General features: G+C 74.4%; 5 protein-coding genes. 3 read left to right on the top strand and 2 right to left on the bottom strand.

Features of this window, described 5'->3' with window-relative positions:
* Window positions 1–156: 156 nt before the first annotated feature.
* The 3 genes from IO30_RS0102020 to IO30_RS0102010 all read left to right on the top strand — a co-directional run bounded on the left by IO30_RS0102020 (window position 157) and on the right by IO30_RS0102010 (window position 15,751).
* On the top strand, window positions 157–1,152 hold the full coding sequence (locus tag IO30_RS0102020; protein ID WP_031138585.1) for an iron-siderophore ABC transporter substrate-binding protein: 996 nt from the start codon (window positions 157–159) through the stop codon (window positions 1,150–1,152).
* A gap of 140 nt (window positions 1,153–1,292) precedes the next feature.
* Window positions 1,293–15,545: a non-ribosomal peptide synthetase gene (locus tag IO30_RS0102015; RefSeq protein ID WP_031138583.1), complete on the top strand. Its 14,253-nt coding sequence runs from the start codon at window positions 1,293–1,295 to the stop codon at window positions 15,543–15,545.
* Window positions 15,542–15,751: an MbtH family protein gene (locus IO30_RS0102010; protein ID WP_031138581.1), complete on the top strand. Its 210-nt coding sequence runs from the start codon at window positions 15,542–15,544 to the stop codon at window positions 15,749–15,751. Before IO30_RS0102015 ends, IO30_RS0102010 begins: the two co-directional genes overlap by 4 nt.
* 396 nt (window positions 15,752–16,147) lie before the next feature.
* Here IO30_RS0102010 and IO30_RS0102005 read toward each other — a convergent pair whose 3' ends face one another.
* Both IO30_RS0102005 and IO30_RS0102000 read right to left on the bottom strand, forming a co-directional pair.
* Window positions 16,148–17,938, bottom strand: a complete 1,791-nt coding sequence (locus IO30_RS0102005) for an ABC transporter ATP-binding protein (protein WP_031138579.1) — start codon at window positions 17,936–17,938, stop codon at window positions 16,148–16,150.
* Between the two features lie 62 nt (window positions 17,939–18,000).
* Window positions 18,001–19,698 carry an ABC transporter ATP-binding protein gene (locus IO30_RS0102000; protein ID WP_031138577.1) on the bottom strand — a complete coding sequence of 566 codons (1,698 nt, stop codon included), beginning with the start codon at window positions 19,696–19,698 and terminating at the stop codon, window positions 18,001–18,003.
* Window positions 19,699–19,808 lie beyond the last annotated feature (110 nt).

Below are 19,808 nucleotides of genomic sequence, written 5' to 3'. Positions count from 1 at the left end.
GGTCACCGCCCCGTACCGTCCCACCCGCCCGGCCCGCCGGCAGCGCCGTCCTGAACGGCGGTCCGGGCAAAGCACCGTGAAACCCCCGTGAAAGGAACATCCGTGTCCACTGGTACACGCCCCGCGCTGACGCGGTTCGGCAGAAGCATCCCCCGCGTGGCAGTCGCCGCCGCCGCAGCGCTCGCCCTCGCCGCCTGTGGCGGCGGCTCCGAGAAGAAGGAGACCGAGGCCACCCCCTCGGCCGGGGCCGACGCCAAGTCCGCCGCCTTCCCGGTGACGGTCGACCACAAGTACGGCAGCACGACGATCGACAAGGCGCCGACGAAGGTCGTCACCCTCGGTCTGTCGGACCAGGACGCGGTCCTCGCCCTCGGCATCAAGCCGGTCGGCGCGGTGGACTGGTTCAAGGAGGACCCGTACGGCAAGTGGCCGTGGGCGAAGGACAAGTGGGGCGACACCAAGCCCACCATCGTCGGTGAGCGTGACGAGTACAACGTCGAGAAGATCGCGGCCCTGAAGCCGGACCTGATCATCGCCCAGTACTCGGGCATGAAGAAGGAGCAGTACGACACCCTGTCGAAGATCGCCAAGGTCGTCGCGCAGCCCAAGGACCTGCCCGACTACGGCGCCTCCTGGCAGGTGATGACCCGGCAGATCGGCAAGTCCCTCGGCAAGGACGCGGAGACCGAGAAGCTGATCTCCGACATCGACGCCCGCTTCAAGGCCGTCCGCGAGAAGCACCCCGACTTCCAGCAGAAGACCATCGCCGTCGCCGACAGCTTCGAGGCCGGCAAGTACTCGGCGTTCACGAAGACCGACCCCAAGGCGATCTTCTTCTCCGAGCTCGGCTTCAAGCTGAAGCCCGAGATCGACACCCTGGCCAAGCCCGGCTTCAACGTCGCCGAGCTGAGCGCCGAGAAGCTCGACGTCCTCGACGTCGACCGCCTGGTGTGGGTCACCTCCAGCACCGAGGCCAACGACCGCATCAAGGCCGAGGCGCTCTACAGCAAGCTGAAGGTCCACCAGGAGAAGCGCGACCTGTTCGTGCCCTACCAGAACCCGGACATCGGCGCCGCGTTCTCCTTCAACACCGTCCTGTCGATCCCGTACGCCATCGACCAGGTCGAGCCGCTGGTCGCGGCCATCAAGTAGCGGCCACCGCGTAACCGCCGGCCTGCCGGCAACCCGCCCGTCCGCCGACCCCGTCGCGGACGGGCGGGCCCGCTGCGCCCCCGTCCGGCCGGCCGGGACACACCTCACCGACGCACCACCAGGGAAAGGCCCATTCGACGATGTTTGACGTCGCGTCTGACCGGACGTTCGCTTCCGGCATACCCGTCACGGGCGGGCAAACCGGCATCTGGCTCGCTCAGCAGATCGACCCGGACAGCTCCGCCTACAACATCGTGTTCACCCTGGACCTGCGGGGCGACATCGACCTCGGCCTCCTGGCCGCGTCGGTGCGCCAGGCCGTGACGGAAGCCGAAAGCCTGCACGTGCGCGTGGGCGCCGGCGCGGACGGCCCCCGGCAGACGCCCCTGCCCGCGGACTTCGACGTCCCCGTCGTGGACCTGCGCGGCGCCGCCGACCCCGAGGCGGCCGCCGCCGAGTGGATCGCCTCCGAGCGCGACCGCCCCGCCGACCTGGCCCGCGGCCCGCTCTTCGCCCAGGCGCTGCTGCGGCTCACGGACGACCGCGTCCGCTGGTACCAGCGCTACCACCACATCGTCATGGACGGCATGGGCGTCGCCCTGGTCACCCGTCAGGCCGGTGAGTACTACAGCGCGGGCGGCGCGGACGCCTCCTCCCCGCGCGACCGCCGGATCTCCCGCCTCGTGGACGCCGACCAGGCCTACCGCGCCTCGGAGAGCCACCAGGAGGACCGCTCCTACTGGCTTGAGCGCATGGCCTCCCGGACCGAGCCGGTCCGCCTCGTCGAGCGCGCCGCGGTGCCCATGACGCGCCGCCTGCGCCGCACCTCGGAGCTCTCCGCCGCGGACACCCGCCGGCTGTTCGCCGCCGCCGGCCGCGCCGGGACCCGCCCGTCCAGGCTGCTGATCGCGGCCGTCGCCGCCTACCTGCACCGGGTCAGCGGCGAGCAGGACCTCGTCCTCGGCCTGCCCGTCGCCGCCCGCCAGGACGCCGTGTCCGCGGACGTCCCCGGCATGGTCTCCAACATCGTCCCCCTGCGGCTGACCGTCCGCCCCGGCACGACCGGCACCGAACTCCTCGCCGACGTCCGCACGGCCGTCTCCGGCGCCGTCGCCCACGGCCGCTACCGCGCCGAGGACCTCGCCCGCGAACTGGGCCTCGCCGACGGCGTGCCCGAGCTCGTCGGCCCCACCGTCAACGTCCTGCCCCGCCCCGACGGCCTGCGCTTCGGCGACCTCGACAGCGAACTCGACGCCGTCTGGCTCGGCCCCGTCAGCGACCTCGCCCTCAGCTTCGTCGAGACCGACGGGGGCCACGGCATCCGGGTCCACCTCGACGCCGACGCCGCCGTCTGCGACGAGCAGGCCCTGCGCGACCACGAGGACCGCTTCCTGGCCCTGCTGGACGCCCTCGCCGAGGACCTCGACCGCCCCGTCGGCCGCATCGAACTGACCACCGCCGCCGAACGCACCCAGCTGCTCGGCGAGTTCGGCGTGTCGCCCACCGACTCCCCCGAGCTCTCCTGGCCCGGCGCCTTCGAGGAGCAGGTACGGCGCACCCCCGACGCCGTCGCCCTCGTCTGCGAGGACCGCGAGCTCACGTACGCGGAGCTGAACGCCGCGGCCAACCGGCTCGCCCGCCTCCTCACCGCCCGCGGAGCGGGCGCCGAGGAGGTCGTGGCCGTGGCCGTGCCGCGCTCCCCCGAACTCGTCGTGTCCCTGCTCGCCGTCATGAAGGCCGGCGCGGCCTACCTGCCGCTGGACGCCGACCACCCGCAGGACCGCATCCTCTACATGCTGGAGGACGCCGGCGCGCGCACCGTCGTCACCACCCGCGAGCTCGCCGCCGCCCTGCCGGACGCCTCCGGCGTCACCCACCTGCTGCTCGACGACCCGGCCGTCGCGGCCGAGTGCGGCGCGCTCGACGCCACCGACGTTGGCCTGCCCGTCGCGCTCGACCAGGCCGCGTACGTCATCTACACCTCCGGCTCCACCGGCCGGCCCAAGGGCGTCGTCGTCTCCCACGACGGCGTCGGCAGCCTCGTCGCCACGGCCACCGAGCGGATCGGCATCACGTCCGGCAGCCGGGTGGTGCAGTTCGCCTCCGTCGGCTTCGACGTGACGGTCTGGGACCTCATCATGTCGCTGTGCGTCGGCGGCCGGATCATCGTCGTGCCCTCCGAGCGCCGCGTCGCCGGGGCCGCCCTGACCGACTACATCGCGCGCCACCGCGCCACCCACATGATCCTGCCGCCGTCGCTCGTCTCGGCGCTGCCGCAGGACTGCGACCTGCCCGACGGCGCCGTCCTGATCGTCGGCACCGAGGCGGTGCCCAGCGAGCTCATCGCCCGCTGGGCCGGCCGGCTCCAGGTCGTCGTCGCCTACGGCCTCACCGAGGCGACCGTCAACTCCACGCTGTGGGTCGCCCAGGCGGACCGCCCGGGCCCCGCCCCCATCGGCGAGCCCGACCCCAACACCCGTACCTACGTGCTCGACGCGGCCCTGCGCCCGGTGCCCGTCGGCGCCGAGGGCGAGCTGTACGTCGCCGGGCGCGGCCTGGCCCGCGGTTACCTCGGCCGGCACGGGCTCACCTCCGAGCGCTTCGTCGCCGACCCGTACGCCGACGAGCCGGGCGGGCGCATGTACCGCACGGGCGACCGCGTCCGCTGGGCCGCCGACGGCAACCTGGAGTTCCTCGGCCGCTCCGACGGCCAGATCAAGATCCGCGGCCACCGGATCGAGCCCGGCGAGGTCGAGAGCTTCCTGATGGCCTGCCCGGGCATCGCCCAGGCCGCCGTACTGGTCCGCGAGGACCACCGCAGCGCCAAGCGGCTCGTCGCCTACCTCGTCGCCGAGTCCGCCACGGACGCCGAGGCCTCGGTGGCGCAGGCGCGCACCCTCATCGCCGAGGCGCTGCCCGACTACATGGTCCCGTCCGCGGTCGTCCGCCTCGACGGGCCGCTGCCGCTGACGCCCAACGGCAAGCTCGACGCCCGGGCCCTGCCCGAGCCCCAGTGGACCGCGACCGCCGGCGGCGACGCGCCCACCACCCCCGCCGAGAACGTGCTCGCCGGGCTCTTCGCCGACGTGCTCGGCCTGCCGTCGGTCGGTGTCCACGACAGCTTCTTCGAGCTGGGCGGCGACAGCATCGTCGCCATCCAGATGGTCAACCGCGCCCGCGAGGCCGGACTGGCGATCAGCCCGCGCGACGTGTTCCGCCAGCGCACCGTCGCCGCGCTCGCCCGGACGGCGGGCGAGGCCCCGGCCGCCGCGCAGGCGGCCCCGGCCGTGGAGCTCGACGAGGACGCCCTGCCCGTATCGCCGCTCCAGGAAGGCTTCTTCTTCCACGCGGAGTTCGACCAGGACGCCGGTGACCTGTACGTCGTCCAGGAGCTCCTCGACCTGGAGGGCACGGTCGACGCCCGGCGGCTGCGCGACTGCCTCCAGCTGCTGCTCGACCGGCACCCGCTGCTGCGCGCGTCGTTCCGCCAGCTGCCCGGCGGCCAGGTCGTCCAGCGGATACCGGACCACGCGGCCCTGCCCTGGCGCGAGGCCGACACGGCCCGCACCCCGCTGGAGGAGGTCCTGCGGCAGGACCGCGCCGAGCGCTTCGACCTCGGCCGGCCACCGCTGATGCGCGCCACCCTGGTCCGGGACGGGCAGCGCAGCCGACTGCTGCTGACCCTCCACCACATCATTGCCGACGGCTGGTCGGTCTCCGTCCTGCTGCGCGAGCTCACCGCCGCCTACCAGGGCGAGGCCCTGCCCGAGCCGCCCGCCCCGCAGCCGTACCTGGCCTGGCTGGCCGGCCGGGACCGCGACGCCGCGCGCAGCGCGTGGCAGCAGGCGCTGGCCGGTCTCGACGAGCCCACCCGGCTGCTCGACGCCGGCCCGGCCGGTGACGGGCCCGCGCCCGTCGCCGCCCCCGCGGACGTGGACGTCCGGCTGCCCGCCGCGCTCACCGCGGGCCTGACCGCCGGAGCCCGCAGCCACGGCCTGACCCTCAGCACCGTCGTGCACGGAGCCTGGGCCCTGCTCCTCAGCAGCCTGACCGGCAGCCGGGACGTCGTCTTCGGCACCACCGTCTCCGGCCGCACCACCGAGGTCGAGGGCCTGGACGCGGCCGTGGGCCTGTTCATCAACACCGTCCCGGTGCGCATCTCCCTGCGCCCGGACGAGGCCCTCGCCGAGCTGCTGCTGCGCGTCCAGGACGAGCACGCGGCCCTGCTGGACCACCAGCACCTCGGGCTCGCCGAGATCCAGCGGATCGCGGGCGACGGGGAACTCTTCGACACGCTCGTGGTCTTCGAGAACTACCCCTCCGGCGACCTGTCCGCCGAGCAGGACGCGCAGGCGCTGCGCGTCACCGGCGCCGAGGTCTTCGACGCCGTGCACTACCCGCTCGCGATGATCGTCGAGCCCGGTGGAGACCGGCTGTCGCTGCGCTTCAAGTACGACGCGTCCCGGCTCGGCCAGCCGTCCGTCGAAGCCGTCGCCCGCCGTTTCGAGGCGCTGCTCCAGACCCTCGTGTCCGACCCCGCCCGCCCGGTCGCCCGCGTCGCGGTGCTGTCCGGCAGCGAGCAGGAGGAGCTCACCGCGCTGAACGCCACGGCGCGCACCCTGCCCGACGCGGACGCCACCCTCGCCTCGCTCTTCGCCGCCCAGGTGGCGCGGACCCCGCACGCCCCGGCCGTCGTCTTCGAGGACACCACCCTCGACTACGCCGAACTCGACCGCCGTGCCGAGGCGCTGGCCCGGCGCCTGCGGGCCCGCGGTGCGGGCCCCGAGCAGTTCGTGGCGGTCGCGGTCCCGCGCTCCGCAGAGCTGATGGTCGCCCTGCTCGGCGTGCACAAGGCCGGAGCCGCCTACCTGCCGCTGGACCTCGACTACCCCTCCGACCGGGTCGCGTTCATGCTCGCCGACTCGGGCGCCCGTACCGTCGTGACCACCGCCGACGCGGCCGGCCGGCTGCCCGGCGTACCGGGTCTGGCCCACGTCCTGGTGGACGGCGGCGAAGACGCCCCCGGAGCCTGCGACGCCTCCGGTGCGGCGCTCCCGGCCGCCGGGGCCGACCACCCCGCGTACCTGATCTACACCTCCGGTTCCACCGGGCGACCCAAGGGCGTGGCCGTCACCCACCGGGCGATCGTCAACCGCCTGGCCTGGATGCAGGGCGAGTACGGTCTCACCGCCGACGACCGCGTGCTCCAGAAGACCCCGTCGAGCTTCGACGTGTCGGTCTGGGAGTTCTTCTGGGCCCTCGTCGAGGGCGCGAGCGTCGTCCTCGCCCGGCCGGACGGCCACCGCGACCCCGCCTACCTCGCCGACCTGATCCGCACCCGGCGGATCACCACGATGCACTTCGTGCCGTCGATGCTGGCGGCCTTCGTCCAGGTCCTGGAGGCCGCCCCCGGCGCCCCGCAGTGGGCGGCGAGCCTGCGCCGCGTGTTCTGCAGCGGCGAGGCCCTCACCGGACCCGACTCCCGTCGCTGGCACGAGCTGACCTCCCGCCACGGCAGCACCCCCGTGCCGCTGCACAACCTGTACGGGCCCACCGAGGCGGCCGTCGACGTGACGTACTTCCCCTACGAGGGGGGCACCGAGCTCGCCGTGCCGATCGGCCGGCCCGTGTGGAACACCCGGCTGTACGTGCTGGACACCTTCCTGCGCCCCGTCCCGGCGGGCGTCCCGGGCGAGCTGTACCTCGCCGGCGTCCAGCTGGCCCGCGGCTACCACGACCGGCTCGGCCTGACCGCCGAGCGCTTCGTCGCCGACCCGTTCGGCGGGCCCGGCGAGCGCATGTACCGCACCGGCGACCTGGTCCGCCGCCGCGCCGACGGCGCCGTGGAGTACCTCGGCCGCACCGACCGCCAGGTCAAGATCCGCGGCAACCGCGTCGAACTGGGCGAGATCGAGGCGGCCGTGGCCGCCCTGCCCGGTGTCGCCCGCGCCGCCGTGATCGTCCGCGACGGAGCCCTCCTCGGCTACGCCGTCCCCGCCCCGGGCACCGCCCTGGACGCCGAGGCCCTGCACCGCGAGCTCGCCGCGGCGCTGCCCGCAGCCATGGTTCCGGCGGCGCTGACGGCCCTCGACGAGATCCCGCTGACGCCCAGCGGCAAGCTCGACCAGAACGCCCTGCCCTCGCCGTCCGTCGCCCCCCGGGCCGGCGGCCGCGCCCCCCGCGACGAGCGGGAGAGCGCCCTGTGCGAGATCTTCACCGACGTCCTCGGCATGACCGGGATCGGTGCCGACGACGACTTCTTCGTGCTCGGCGGTGACAGCCTCACGTCGATCTCCGTCGCCACCCGGGCCCGTGGAAGGGGACTGGCCATCAGCCCGCGCGATGTGTTCGAGCACCGCACGCCCGCCGCGCTCGCCGCGACGGCCGCGAGCGTGCCGGACGAGACCGCTCCCGCAGCCCCGGCAGCCCCGGCAGGCACCGGCGTGACGGTGACCGCCGACGCCGCCGGGCAGGCCGCGGCCGCCCTGCAGGCCGTGCTCGCCCTCCAGCAGCAGTCCGGCGCGGCCGTCGACCCGGCCCTGCAGGCGCTGCTGGCCCAGCTGACCGCCGCCGCTCCGGCGCAGGAGCCCCCGGCCCCCGCCCCGCTCGGCGGACTGGAGCTCTCCGAGGAGGAGAGCGCCCGCGTCGAGGCGGCCGCCGGACTGCCGGTCGCCGACATCTGGCCGCTCTCCCCGCTCCAGGAGGGCATGTACTTCCACGCCACCTACGATGCGGGTGACGCGCTCGACGTCTACCTGTCGCAGGAGACCCTGGACTTCGACCACCGCCTGGACGCGGACCGGCTGCGCGCCGCCTGCCGGGCGATCCTGGAGCGCAACGCCAGCCTGCGCGCCGGTTTCACCAGCGACGGCCTGCCCCGGCCCGTGCAGTTCATCGCGGACGGCGCCGAGATCCCCGTCCTGGAGACCGACCTGTCCGGGCTGTCCGCCGAGGAGCAGCGCTCCCGCGTGGAGGAGCTGCTCGCCGCCGACCGCCGCAAGCGCTTCGACCTGTCGGCGCCGCCGCTGTGCCGCCTCCAGCTGATCCGGCTCGCCGACGGCCGCGACCGGCTCGTCGTCACCCACCACCTGATCCTGTGGGACGGCTGGTCCGCGTGGCTGTTCCTGGAGGAGCTGTTCACGCTGTACGAGCGGTCCGGTGAGACCGCGGGCCTGACCGCCCCCGGCTCGTACCGCGACTACCTGGAGTGGCTGGACCGCCAGGACACGGCCGAGGCCGTCGGCGCCTGGCGCGACGCCCTCGCGGGCTTCGACGAGCCCACCCTCGTCGCCCCCACGGGCCGCGACGCGGGCCCGGTCATCCCGGCCGACTTCGACGCCGTGCTGTCCCGGGAGACCAGTGACCGGCTGCGCGCCCTGTCGCGGCAGCACGGCCTCACCCTGAACACCGTGCTCAACGCCGCCTGGGGCCTGGTCCTCTCCGCGATGACCGGCCGCGGCGACGTCGCCTTCGGCACGGCCGTCGCGGGCCGCCCCGCGGACGTACCGAACGTCGCCGGCATCATCGGCATGTTCCTCAACACCATCCCGGCCCGGGTCGCCTTCACCCCGGACGAGCCGCTGCTCGCCCTGCTGCGCCGCATGCAGTCCGAGCGGGCCGGCGTCATGCCGTACGAGTACGTGGGCCTGGGCACCCTCCAGCAGGAGACGGGCCACCGCCGCCTGTTCGACACGCTCTTCGTGCTCCGCTCCGCCGACGGCGAGGACCGCGCCGCGGCGCTGCGCCAGCGCTACGGCATCACCGACGTCTCGAACGTCGACGGCACGCACTTCCCGCTCACCCTGATCGTCACGCCCGAGACCCGGCTGCGGGTGACCCTGGCGGCCCGCCCCGACCTGTTCGACGAGCAGGCCGCGAGCACGATCCTGGGCCGGTTCACCACCGTTCTGGAGCGGCTCGGCGAGCTCCTCGCCGCCCCGGACGCCGCGTCCGCCCGTACCGTCGGCGTGGACCTGCTGCTCCCGCCGGAGCGCGCCGCCCTGACGGCCGAGTGGGCCCGCAGCCGCGAGCCCGTGCCCAACGAGACCATCGCCGACATGCTGACGGCCCAGGTCGCCGCCACCCCGGACGCGGTCGCGCTGGTCTTCGGCGAGCGCGCCCTGACGTACGCCGAGCTCGACGCGCACATCAACCGGATCGCCCGCCTGCTGCTGGCCCGCGGCGCCGGGCCGGAGAAGGTCGTCGCGCTGGCACTGCCCCGGTCCATCGACATGGTGGCCGCGCTGTTCGCCGTCCTGCGGACCGGCGCCGCCTACCTGCCGCTCGACCTGGACCACCCGGCCGACCGGCTGCGGCTGATGGCCGAGGACACCGGCCCCCTGTGCCTGGTGTCCACCGCGGCCGTCGCCCCGACCCTGCGCGGCGAGAGCGGCCCGGTGGCCCCCGAACTCCTCCTGGACGACGAGGCCGTCGCCGCCGAACTGGCCGCCCTGCCCGGCGGCGAGATCACCGACGCCGAGCGCCCGGCCTTCGCCCACGACGTGGAAGGCCGCCTGGAGTACCCGGCGTACGTCATCTACACCTCCGGCTCCACCGGCCGGCCCAAGGGCGTCGTCACCCCCTACCGGGGCCTGACGAACATGCAGCTCAACCACCAGAAGGAGATCTTCGACCCGGCCATCGCCTCGGCCGGCGGACGACGGCTGCGCATCGCGCACACCGTGTCCTTCGCCTTCGACATGTCGTGGGAAGAGCTCCTGTGGCTCGTCGAGGGCCACGAGGTCCACGTCTGCGACGAGGAGCTGCGCCGCGACGCCGAGGCGCTGGTCGCCTACTGCGACCGCCACCAGGTCGACGTGGTCAACGTGACCCCGACGTACGCCCAGCTCCTCATCGAGGAGGGCCTCCTGGAGCGGGACGAGCAGGCGGGCAAGCACCGCCCCGCCCTGGTCCTGCTCGGCGGCGAGGCCGTGTCCGACACCGTGTGGACGACGCTGCGCCGCACCGAGGGCACCTACGGCTACAACCTGTACGGCCCGACCGAGTACACCATCAACACCCTCGGCGGCTCGACCGCGGACAGTGCCACCCCCACGGTCGGCATGCCCATCCGCAACACCCGCGCCTACGTCCTGGACGCCATGCTGCGCCCGGTCCCGCCCGGCAGCCCCGGCGAGCTCTACATCTCCGGCACCGGCCTGGCCCGCGGCTACCACGACCGCCCCGCGCTGAACTCCGAGCGCTTCGTCGCGGACCCCTTCGGCGAGCCGGGCGAGCGCATGTACCGCACCGGTGACCTCGTACGGCAGCGCCCCGACGGGCTGCTCGACTTCCTGGGCCGCACCGACGACCAGGTCAAGATCCGCGGCTACCGCATCGAGCTCGGCGAGATCGCCGCGGCCCTCTCCGCGCACCCCGAGGTCGCCCACGCGGCCGTCGTCGTCAACGAGAGCACCGGGACCAAGCGCCTGGTCGGCTACTTCGCACCCGAGGACGCCGCGGCGGCCGGGGACGCCGGGGAGGAACTGCTCCAGCGGCTGCGCGAGCACCTGAAGGCCGGACTGCCCGACTACATGGTCCCCTCGGCGCTCGTCCCCGTCGCCACCCTGCCCCTGACCGTCAACGGCAAGCTGGACGTCCGCGCCCTGCCCGCCCCCGACTTCGCCGGCAGCGGCACGAGCCGCGCCCCCCGCACCCCGCGGGAGGAGACGCTCTGCGCCCTGTACGCCGAGGTGCTCGGCCTGCCCGAGGGCAGCGTCGGCATCGACAGCGACTTCTTCGAGCTGGGCGGCCACTCGCTGCTGGCCACCCGGCTCGTCAGCCGGGCCCGTACCGCCCTCGACGCCGAACTCGCCATCCGTGACCTGTTCGAGGCGCCCACCGTCGCCGAGCTGGTCGAGCGCGCCGCCCGCTCCGGCGGCGCCGCCCGCCCGGCCCTGACCGCCGGCGAGCGCCCCGACGAGCTGCCGCTCTCCCACGCCCAGCAGCGGCTGTGGGTCATCCAGCAGCTGGAGGCCAGCTCCGCCGCGTACAACTTCCCGCTGGTCATGCGCCTGCACGGGGCCTTGGACACCGACGCGTGGGAAACCGCCCTCGCCGACGTCACGGCCCGGCACGAAGCCCTGCGGACGGTGTTCGTGGAGGGCGACGGCCAGACCGTCCAGCGGGTGCTGCCCGCCGAGGGGGCGTGGCCCGTCGTGGAGCGGCTGCACGCCACCGAGGACGAGATCCCCGGCATCGTCGACGCCGCCGTCAACCGGCCGTTCGACCTTGCCACCGAACTCCCGCTGCGCGCCACGATCGTGGAGCTCGCGCCGCAGGACCACGTCGCGGTCCTGCTGCTGCACCACATCACCACCGACGAGTGGTCGGACCGCCCGTTCCTGCGCGACCTGGCCGCCGCCTACGCGGCCCGTGCCGGCGGCAGCGCCCCGCAGTTCGAGCCGCTGCCCGTCCAGTACGCCGACTACGCCCTGTGGCAGCACCGCCTGCTCGGCGACCCGCAGGACGCGCAGAGCCTCGCCGCCCGCCAGCTGGACTACTGGCACACCACCCTGGACGGGGCCCCCGAGGAGCTGGAACTGCCCACGGACCGGCCGCGCCCGGCCCGGCCGTCGTTCACCGGCGCCGAACTGGACATCGCCTTCGACGGCGAGGTCCACGAGGGCCTCAAGCGGCTCGCCCGCGAGACCGGCGCCAGCATGTTCATGGTCGTGCACGCGGCCGTGGCCGCCCTGCTCCACCGCATGGGCGCCGGCACGGACATCCCCGTCGGCTCGCCCATCGCGGGCCGCGGCGACGAGGCCCTCGACGACCTCGTCGGCTTCTTCGTCAACACCCTGGTGCTGCGCACCGACCTGAGCGGCGACCCCAGCTTCACCGAGCTGCTCGGCCGGGTCCGGGAGACCGACCTCGCGGCGTTCTCGCACGCGGACGTGCCCTTCGAGTCGGTCGTGGAGAAGCTCAACCCGACCCGCTCGCTGTCGCGGAACCCGCTCTTCCAGGTGATGGTCGGCTACCACGCCCGTACCGGCGACGGCCTGGAACTGCCCGGCCTGCGCGCCGACTACGTGCCGTTCCGCATCAGCTCGGCCAAGTTCGACCTGGTGTTCAGCTTCACCGAGCACACGCCCGCCGACGGCGGCGCGGGCTCCCTGGGCTGCCGCCTGGAATTCGCCACGGAGCTCTTCGACCAGAGCACCGCCGAGCGCCTCGGCGAGCGCCTGCGGGCCCTCGTCGCGGCCCTGGTCGCCGCGCCCGGACGCCCCGTCTCCCAGGCGGAGATCCTCGCGGACGACGAGCGCCGGCTGGTCCTGGAGGGCTTCAACGGCGCGCCCCGCGCGGTCGAGGAGGAGACCTTCCCGGCCCTGTTCGCGCGGCGGCTCGCCGAGCGGCCCGACGCGGTCGCCGTCGTCGACCACTCCCGTTCGGTGACGTACGCGGCGCTGGACGCCCGGTCCAACCGGATCGCCCGGCTGCTGGCCGCCCACGGCGTGGGCGCCGAGAGCGTGGTCGGCGTGGCCGTGCCCCGCTCGGTCGACATGGTCGCCACCGTGCTCGCCGCGCTCAAGCTGGGCGCCGCGTTCCTGCCGCTCGACCTGGCGCACCCCGCCGACCGGCTGGCCTACATGATCGAGGACTCCGGCGCCGGCCTGGTCGTCGGCACCGAGCCCGTCGCCGGGAAGATCCCCGAGGCCGAGGGCGTACCGCTGGTGCTGCTCGACGCCCCGCAGACCGCCACCGAGCTGGCCGGGCTGTCCGAATCCGCCCTCACGGGCGGGCCGGTCGGCCTCGACCAGGCCGCGTACGTGATCTACACCTCGGGTTCGACGGGCCGCCCCAAGGGCGTCGTCGTCCCGCACGAGGGCATCGCCAGCCTCGTGGCCACCGCCGTGGACCGGATGGGCCTGGAATCCGACAGCCGGGTCCTGCAGTTCGCCTCGATCGGCTTCGACGTCTTCGCCTTCGAACTGTCGATGGCCCTGTGCCACGGCGGGCGCCTCGTCCTGATCACCGACGAGGCCCGCGTCGCGGGCCCCGAGCTCACCGACTTCCTCGCGGCCCAGCGGATCACCCACATGATCCTGCCGCCGTCCCTGGTGTCGGCGCTGCCCGCGGGCTGCGAGCTGCCCGAGGGCTCGACCGTCCTCGTCGGTACGGAGACCGTGCCGCCGGACCTGTTCGAGCGCTTCGGTGCCAGGGCCCACCTGATCTGCGCCTACGGGCTCACCGAGGCGACGGTCAACTCCACGCTGTGGCCCGCCCGCGAGCACGGAGGCAGGCCCGGCAGCCGGGTCCCGATCGGCCGGCCCGACCCCAACACCCGCTGCTACGTCCTGGACGACACCCTGCGCCCGGTCCCGCCGGGCGTGGTGGGCGAGCTGTACGTGTCCGGCCGCGGCCTGGCCCGCGGCTACCTCGGCAAGCAGGCGCTGACCTCGGAACGCTTCGTCGCCGACCCCTTCGGCGCCCCCGGCACCCGCATGTACCGCACCGGTGACCGCGCCCGCTGGCTCGCCGACGGCAACCTCGACTTCCTCGGCCGCGTCGACACCCAGGTGAAGGTGCGCGGCTTCCGGATCGAGCTCGGCGAGATCGAGGCGGCCCTCGCCTCGCACCCGTCGGCCGCCCAGGTCGCCGTACTGCCCGACCGTGACGGCGACATCGTGCGCCTCGTCGGCTACGCCGTTCCGGACGCGGGCGAGCTGGACCCGCAGGAGCTGCGCGCCCACGTGGCGGGGCTGCTGCCGGAGTACATGGTCCCCGCGCTCGTCGTACCGCTGGACGGCCCGCTGCCGCTCACGCCCAACGGCAAGCTGGACCGCAAGGCGCTGCCCGCGCCCGACTGGTCGGCGATGACCGGCGACGCCCGCCCGGCCACCGGGACGCAGGCCCGCCTGGCGGCCCTGTTCTGCGAGATCCTCAAGCTGGAGGAGGTCGGCGTCCACGACAACTTCTTCGCGCTCGGCGGCCACTCCATGGCCTCGATGCGGCTCCTGGGCCGCATCCGCGCCGAGTTCGGGGCCGAGCTGAGCATCCGCGACGTCTTCGACGCGCTGACCGTCGCGGGCATCGAGGACAAGCTGAAGGGCGCGGGCTCGGCCCGTCCGGCCCTCGCCCCGGCGGCCGGTCGCCCGGACACGCCGCTCGCGGCGCCCGTCCAGCGCTGGCACTGGGACGCCTTCCGGCGCCACGGCCGCTTCGACCACGCGCTGGTGCTGCGCTCGCCCGGCGGCCTGGACGCGGACGCCCTGTCCGCGGCGCTCGCCGACGTGGCGGCCCGCCACGAGCCGCTGCGCACGGCGTTCACCGAGGTGGACGGCGTACTGCAGCACCGGAGCGCGCAGGCCCCGGCCCTGGTCCGCGAGACCTGCGAGGACCTGGAGGCCCGGCTGGCCGAACTGGCCGCCGGGGCACCGGAGCCGGACCGCGCGGCGCCGCTCGTGGCCCACCTGCTGACCGCCCCCGGAGGGGCGCAGGCGCTGCTGCTGACCATGCACTACCTGGTGGTCGACGAGTGGTCGGTGGTCCCGCTGTTCCGCGACCTGACCGCGGCCTACGCGGCCCGCACGGACGGCCGGGCCCCCGCCTGGCAGCCGCTGCCGGTCTCGTACGCCGACTACGCCCAGTGGGCCCGCGAGGTCCTGGGCGACCTGGACGACCCGGACAGCCGCGGCGGCCGCCAGCTCGCGTACTGGCGCGAGACGCTCCAGGACGTACCGGCCGCACTGGCCCTCCCGGCGGACGGCCCCCGCTCGGCCGCCGCAGGCGCCGACCACGTCGGCTTCGTCCTCGACGAGCAGCTGCACGCGGCCGTGGACGAGCTCGCCCGGGCGACCGGCACGAGCATGTTCATGGTGCTGCACTCCGCCCTGGCGGCCGTGCTCACCGCCCACGGCGCGGGCACCGACCTGCCCATCGGTACGATGGTCGCCGGCCGTACGGACGACCAGCTGGCCGACCTGGTGGGCTGCTTCTTCAACACGGTCGTGCTGCGCACCGACACGGCGGGCGACCCGACGTTCGCGGAACTGCTGTCCCGCGTACGGGAGACCACGCTCAGCGCCCTCGACCGCCAGGAAGTGCCCTTCGAGGAGGTCGTCCGGGCGACCGGACTGCTGCCGCAGGGCCCGCAGGTCATGGTGATCCACCATGAGCAGGCGGACCTGGAGCAGCTGGAGGGCGGCATCGGCTCCCTCGACGCCGTACCGACCGGCTCGACCCGGGCCCAGCTGACCCTCAGCTTCTACGAACCGCAGGGGGACGGCCCCGTCCACTGCGGCCTGATCCACGCGACCGACCTGATCGGCACCGCCAAGGCACGGCGGCTCGCCGACGAACTCCAGAGGCTGCTGCGCACCGTGGCAGCCGATCCGCAGCAGCCGCTCTCCGAGCTGTTCACCGCAATGTCCACGAGGAGTGACAACGCATGACCACCAACCCGTTCGAGGACCCGCAGGGTCGCTTCCTTGTCCTGGTCAACGACGAGAAGCAGCACTCGCTGTGGCCGTCCTTCGCGGAGGTCCCCGCTGGCTGGCGGACCGCCTTCGGCGAGGACACGCGCGAGGCGTGCCTCACGTACGTCGAGCAGAACTGGACGGACCTGCGCCCGGCGAGCCTGGTCGCCCAGCAGGGCTGACCGGCAACGGCCCCTGACGCCGCCTGTGGAGCACTCCCTCCACGGGCGGCGTCCGCGTTTCCGGGCCGGCTCCACCCCCCTCACGTGCCGTGGGGTGGGGACACGGCGGAGGGCCCCCGCAGGACGAGCGCGCAACCCGGGCTCCGCTTCCGTAGCGGGGGCCGAGTGCGCGAGCCGAGGAGGTCCTCCGGCGGGGCACCGCCCCACACCCCGACAGGGCTCGATCAAGCCCCGCCGGCACTTGAGGCGCGGGGTCCCGTGCAGCGGCGCCGCAGGTGGGGCACCACCACACGGCTGAACCCGGCGCAGCCGAACCCGCGGAGCCCGGACACGGCAGAAGGCTCCCGTCCCGGAACGCCGGGGCGGGAGCCTTCGTGCTGGGCGGAGGGGGACCGGTCAGGCCTGGACCGCAGGTTCGCGGCGGCTGTCGGACCACGCCGACCAGAGCTCGGCGTAACGGCCGCCCGCCGCGACGAGTTCCGCGTGGGTGCCCGTCTCGACGACGCGTCCCCGGTCCAGGACGACGACGCGGTCCGCGGTCGCCGCCTGGGGGAGCCGGTGGGCGACCATCAGGCCCGTACGGCCCTCCAGGGCGCGCAGCGCGGCGGTTTCCAGCACGCGGGCGCCGGCGCTGCCCGCGTCGGCGGTGGCCTCGTCCAGGATCGCGATGGGCGGGTCCGTGAGGACGAGGCGTGCGAGCGCGAGGTGCTGGGCCTGGGTCACCGTGAGCCGGTGGCCGCCCTCGCCCACGACCGTGGCCAGCCCGTCGGGCAGCGCGTCGACCCATTCGAGGGCGTCGACGCGGGCCAGTGCGGTGCGCAGTTCCTCGTCCGTCGCCCCGGGGCGGGCCAGCCGCAGGTCCTCGGCGAGCGGGCCCGCGAAGACGTGGACCTCCTGGCTGATCAGGGTGACCGCCTGCCGGATCCCGGAGGGGCCCAGCTCGCGGGAGTCGACCCCGCCCAGGGAGATCGCGCCGGTCTCCGGGTCGTGGACGCCCGCGATCAGCTTGGCGAGGGTGGTCTTCCCGGCGCCGCTGGCGCCGACCAGGGCGACGCGTTCGCCGTCCGCGACCACCAGGTCGACCTCGCTGAGCACCGGGTGGCCGTCCACGTACGCGTGGCTGAGGCCGGACACCTTGACCGAGCCGTCGACCGGTGCGGCGGCCCGGACGTCGGGCTCCCGCTCGGCGGGGAGGCTGGAGACGCCGACGAGGCGGGCGAGGCTCGCCCCGGCGGACTGGGCGTCGTCGATGAGGAACAGCGCGGCGTTGATCGGGTTGAACAGGCCGTGGAAGTAGAGCGCGGCCGCGGTGGCCGTACCGATGCTCACGGAGCCGTTGTCGACGAGGAAGAAGCCGGTGACGAGGATCGCCGTCATGCCGATGAACTCGGCGATGTTCAGGCGGGAGAAGAAGCCCGAGACCAGGCGCATGCCGCGCGCCGCGAGGTCGACGGCGGTCTGCGACCGCTGCTCGACCAGCTCTTCGTGGCGCCCGCCCAGCCGGAACGCCCGCACGGTGCGGACGCCGCCGACGCTGTCGAGCAGCTGGTGCTGGAGCGCTCCGGTCGCCACCCGGTGTGCGGCGTAGATGCTCGCGGCGCGCGGGATGTACCAGCGGACCGTGAGGATGTGCACGGGGACGGCCAGCAGGACGGCGGCCAGGAAGCGCCAGTCGAGGACGGTGAGGCCCACCAGCGTCAGAACGATGGTGAGGAAGGCGCCGGCGAACTCGGGCAGGGCCTGGCGCACCGCCCTGGCGATCAGGGTGACGTCGCCGGTCACGCGCGAGGTCAGGTCGCCGGAACCGGCCTTCTCGACGCGTTCCAGCGGCAGCCGCAGCGCCCGCGCGATGAAGCGTTCGCGCAGCTCGGCGAGGACCGTCTCGCCGAGCCTGGCCACCAGGGACTTGCCGATGGCGGTCGCGATCCCGCGGGCGACGGCGACGGCCAGGAGGAGGATCATCGGCACGGTCAGCGCGGACTCGCCGCGCTTGTCGATGACGAGGTCCACGATCCAGCCGAGCAGCGGCGCGGTGAGCAGCCCGATGCCCGTGCCGAGGACGAGGACGGACACCGCGGCGAAGGACAGCAGCCGGTGCCGGCGCAGCAGTTCGCGCACGACGGCGAAGGTCCGGGCACCGGTGGCGGTGGGCAGGAGCTCGCGTTCGGGTGTGTCGGGTCCGCTCATCGTCGGTCCTTCGTCCTTCGCGTCTCGGTCGAGCGGTTGTGGGTCCCGGTCCTGGGTGGCCGTCATGCCAGCACCGCCGAGCGGTAGGTCTCGTGGGCGGCGACCAGCTCCGGGTGGCTGCCCTCGGCGGCCACCCGGCCGTCGTCGAGCATGATCACGACATCGGTTCCGGCGAGCAGCGCGGGGCTGGTGGTGACGAGCACCGTGGTGCGGCCCCGGCGCAGGTCCCGCAGGCGGGTGGCGATCCGGGCCTCGGTGACGGTGTCGACGGCGGTGGTCGGGTCGTGGACGACGAGGACCGGCGGGTCCGCGGCCAGGGCGCGCGCGAGGGCCACGCGCTGGCGCTGGCCGCCGGAGAGGGAGCGGCCGCGCTCGGTGAGGACGGTGTCGACGCCCTCGGGCAGGGCCTGGGCGACGTCGTCGGCCGTGGCGGCGGCCAGGGCCGGTGCCACGTCCGCCGCCGTGGCGTCCGTCGCTGCGCGCACGTTGGCGAGCAGGCTGTCCTCGAAGAGGTCCGCGTCGTGGTGGGCGACCAGGATCGCGCGGCGGGCGTCCTCGGGGCCGAGGTCGGCCAGCGGTACGCCGTCGAGCTCGACGGTCCCCTCGGCCGGGTCGAGTTCGTGGCCCAGGCAGAGCAGCAGGTCGTTCGCGGCGGCCGCGTCGCGGGTGACGACACCGACGAGGGTGCCGGGCGCGATGTCGAGGTCGATGCCGCGGAGCACCCCCTGGGTGACACCGCGCAGGCGCAGCCCCCCGGCGACGGTGTCGGGCAGCGTGGCCGTGCCGGCCGCGACGGCGGGCGGCGAGGCGAGGACCTCGGCGATCCGGTCGGCCGAGGCGCGGCCCTGGGCGAACTCGCCGTTGACGTAGGTGAGGAGCTGGAAGGGGCCGAGGAGGTACTGGGCGAGGGCGACGGCCGCGACCAGCTCACCGACGGTGATGTCGCCGCTCATCGCGAGATGGGCGCCGACGAGTCCGATGGCCGCGATGAAGATGCCGGTCAGGGCGAGGATCGCACCGTCGTGCCAGGCGCGGCTGGTGGCCGCCCGCAGGGCGGAGGCCAGCGAGCTGCGGCTGGTCTCGCGGTAGCGGGAGACTGCCGTGGCCTCGGCGCCGATGCCCTTGAGCACGCGCAGGCCGGCGACCAGGTCGGCGGCGACGCCCGACGCGTGGGCGGCGTGCTCCTGTTCGGCCTCGCTGCGCCGTTCCAGCGGGCGGCTGATGCGGTGGCCGATCCACAGCAGCGGCGGTACGCCGAGCAGGACGAGCAGGCCGAGCGGTACGGAGATCCGCAGCAGGGCGACCGCACTGATCGCCAGACCGGTGATCGCGGACAGCGTGTACGGCAGCGCGGAGGCGACCGAGCCGACGCGGCGGGCGTCGCCGGTCGCGACGGACGTCAGCGCGCCGGGCAGCCGGCCGCTGTCGGCGCCGCCCCGCGGGTCGAGCACCCGGGCGGCGAGGTCCTTGCGGATCCGGTGCGCGGCGCTCTCGCCGGCGCCTTCCGCGAGGCGTGCCGAATTGCGGTAGCAGTTGGACAGGATGAAGAAGAGGGCGGCGAGCACCAGCAGCCAGCGGAGCAGGGCGCCGGAGGAACCGGTCGCCACCGCCTCGTCGATGACCAGACCGATGACGACGGGGATGAGGGCTTCGCACGCCTGGTGCGCCATGCCGAGGAGCGAGGCTCCGGTGACGCGGCGACGCTGATCGGCGAGGGCTCTCCGGAGGACGGTGCCTCCCGTTGGTTCTCCAGCGGGCATGCACGCCTCCACAAGAACAGAGCAGGATAGTTAGGTAAGGCTATCTTAATTTAAACGTCTGCCAAGGGTGCCTGCGGGGCCCCCGTCGGCCCTGTGCGGCCCGGCCCGGG

It is taken from the genome of Streptomyces xanthophaeus, assembly GCF_000725805.1.
GTDB classification, from domain to species: domain Bacteria; phylum Actinomycetota; class Actinomycetes; order Streptomycetales; family Streptomycetaceae; genus Streptomyces; species Streptomyces xanthophaeus.
Note: the sequence above shows the minus strand (reverse complement) of the source record. Positions and strands in the feature narration are given on the sequence as shown.

Coding starts and splice junctions, on each gene's coding strand:
- IO30_RS0102010 (WP_031138581.1), top strand. CDS start 15,542: ATGACCACCAACCCGTTCGAGGACCCGCAGGGTCGCTTCCTTGTCCTG.
- IO30_RS0102005 (WP_031138579.1), bottom strand. CDS start 17,938: ATGAGCGGACCCGACACACCCGAACGCGAGCTCCTGCCCACCGCCACC.
- IO30_RS0102000 (WP_031138577.1), bottom strand. CDS start 19,698: ATGCCCGCTGGAGAACCAACGGGAGGCACCGTCCTCCGGAGAGCCCTC.
- IO30_RS0102015 (WP_031138583.1), top strand. CDS start 1,293: ATGTTTGACGTCGCGTCTGACCGGACGTTCGCTTCCGGCATACCCGTC.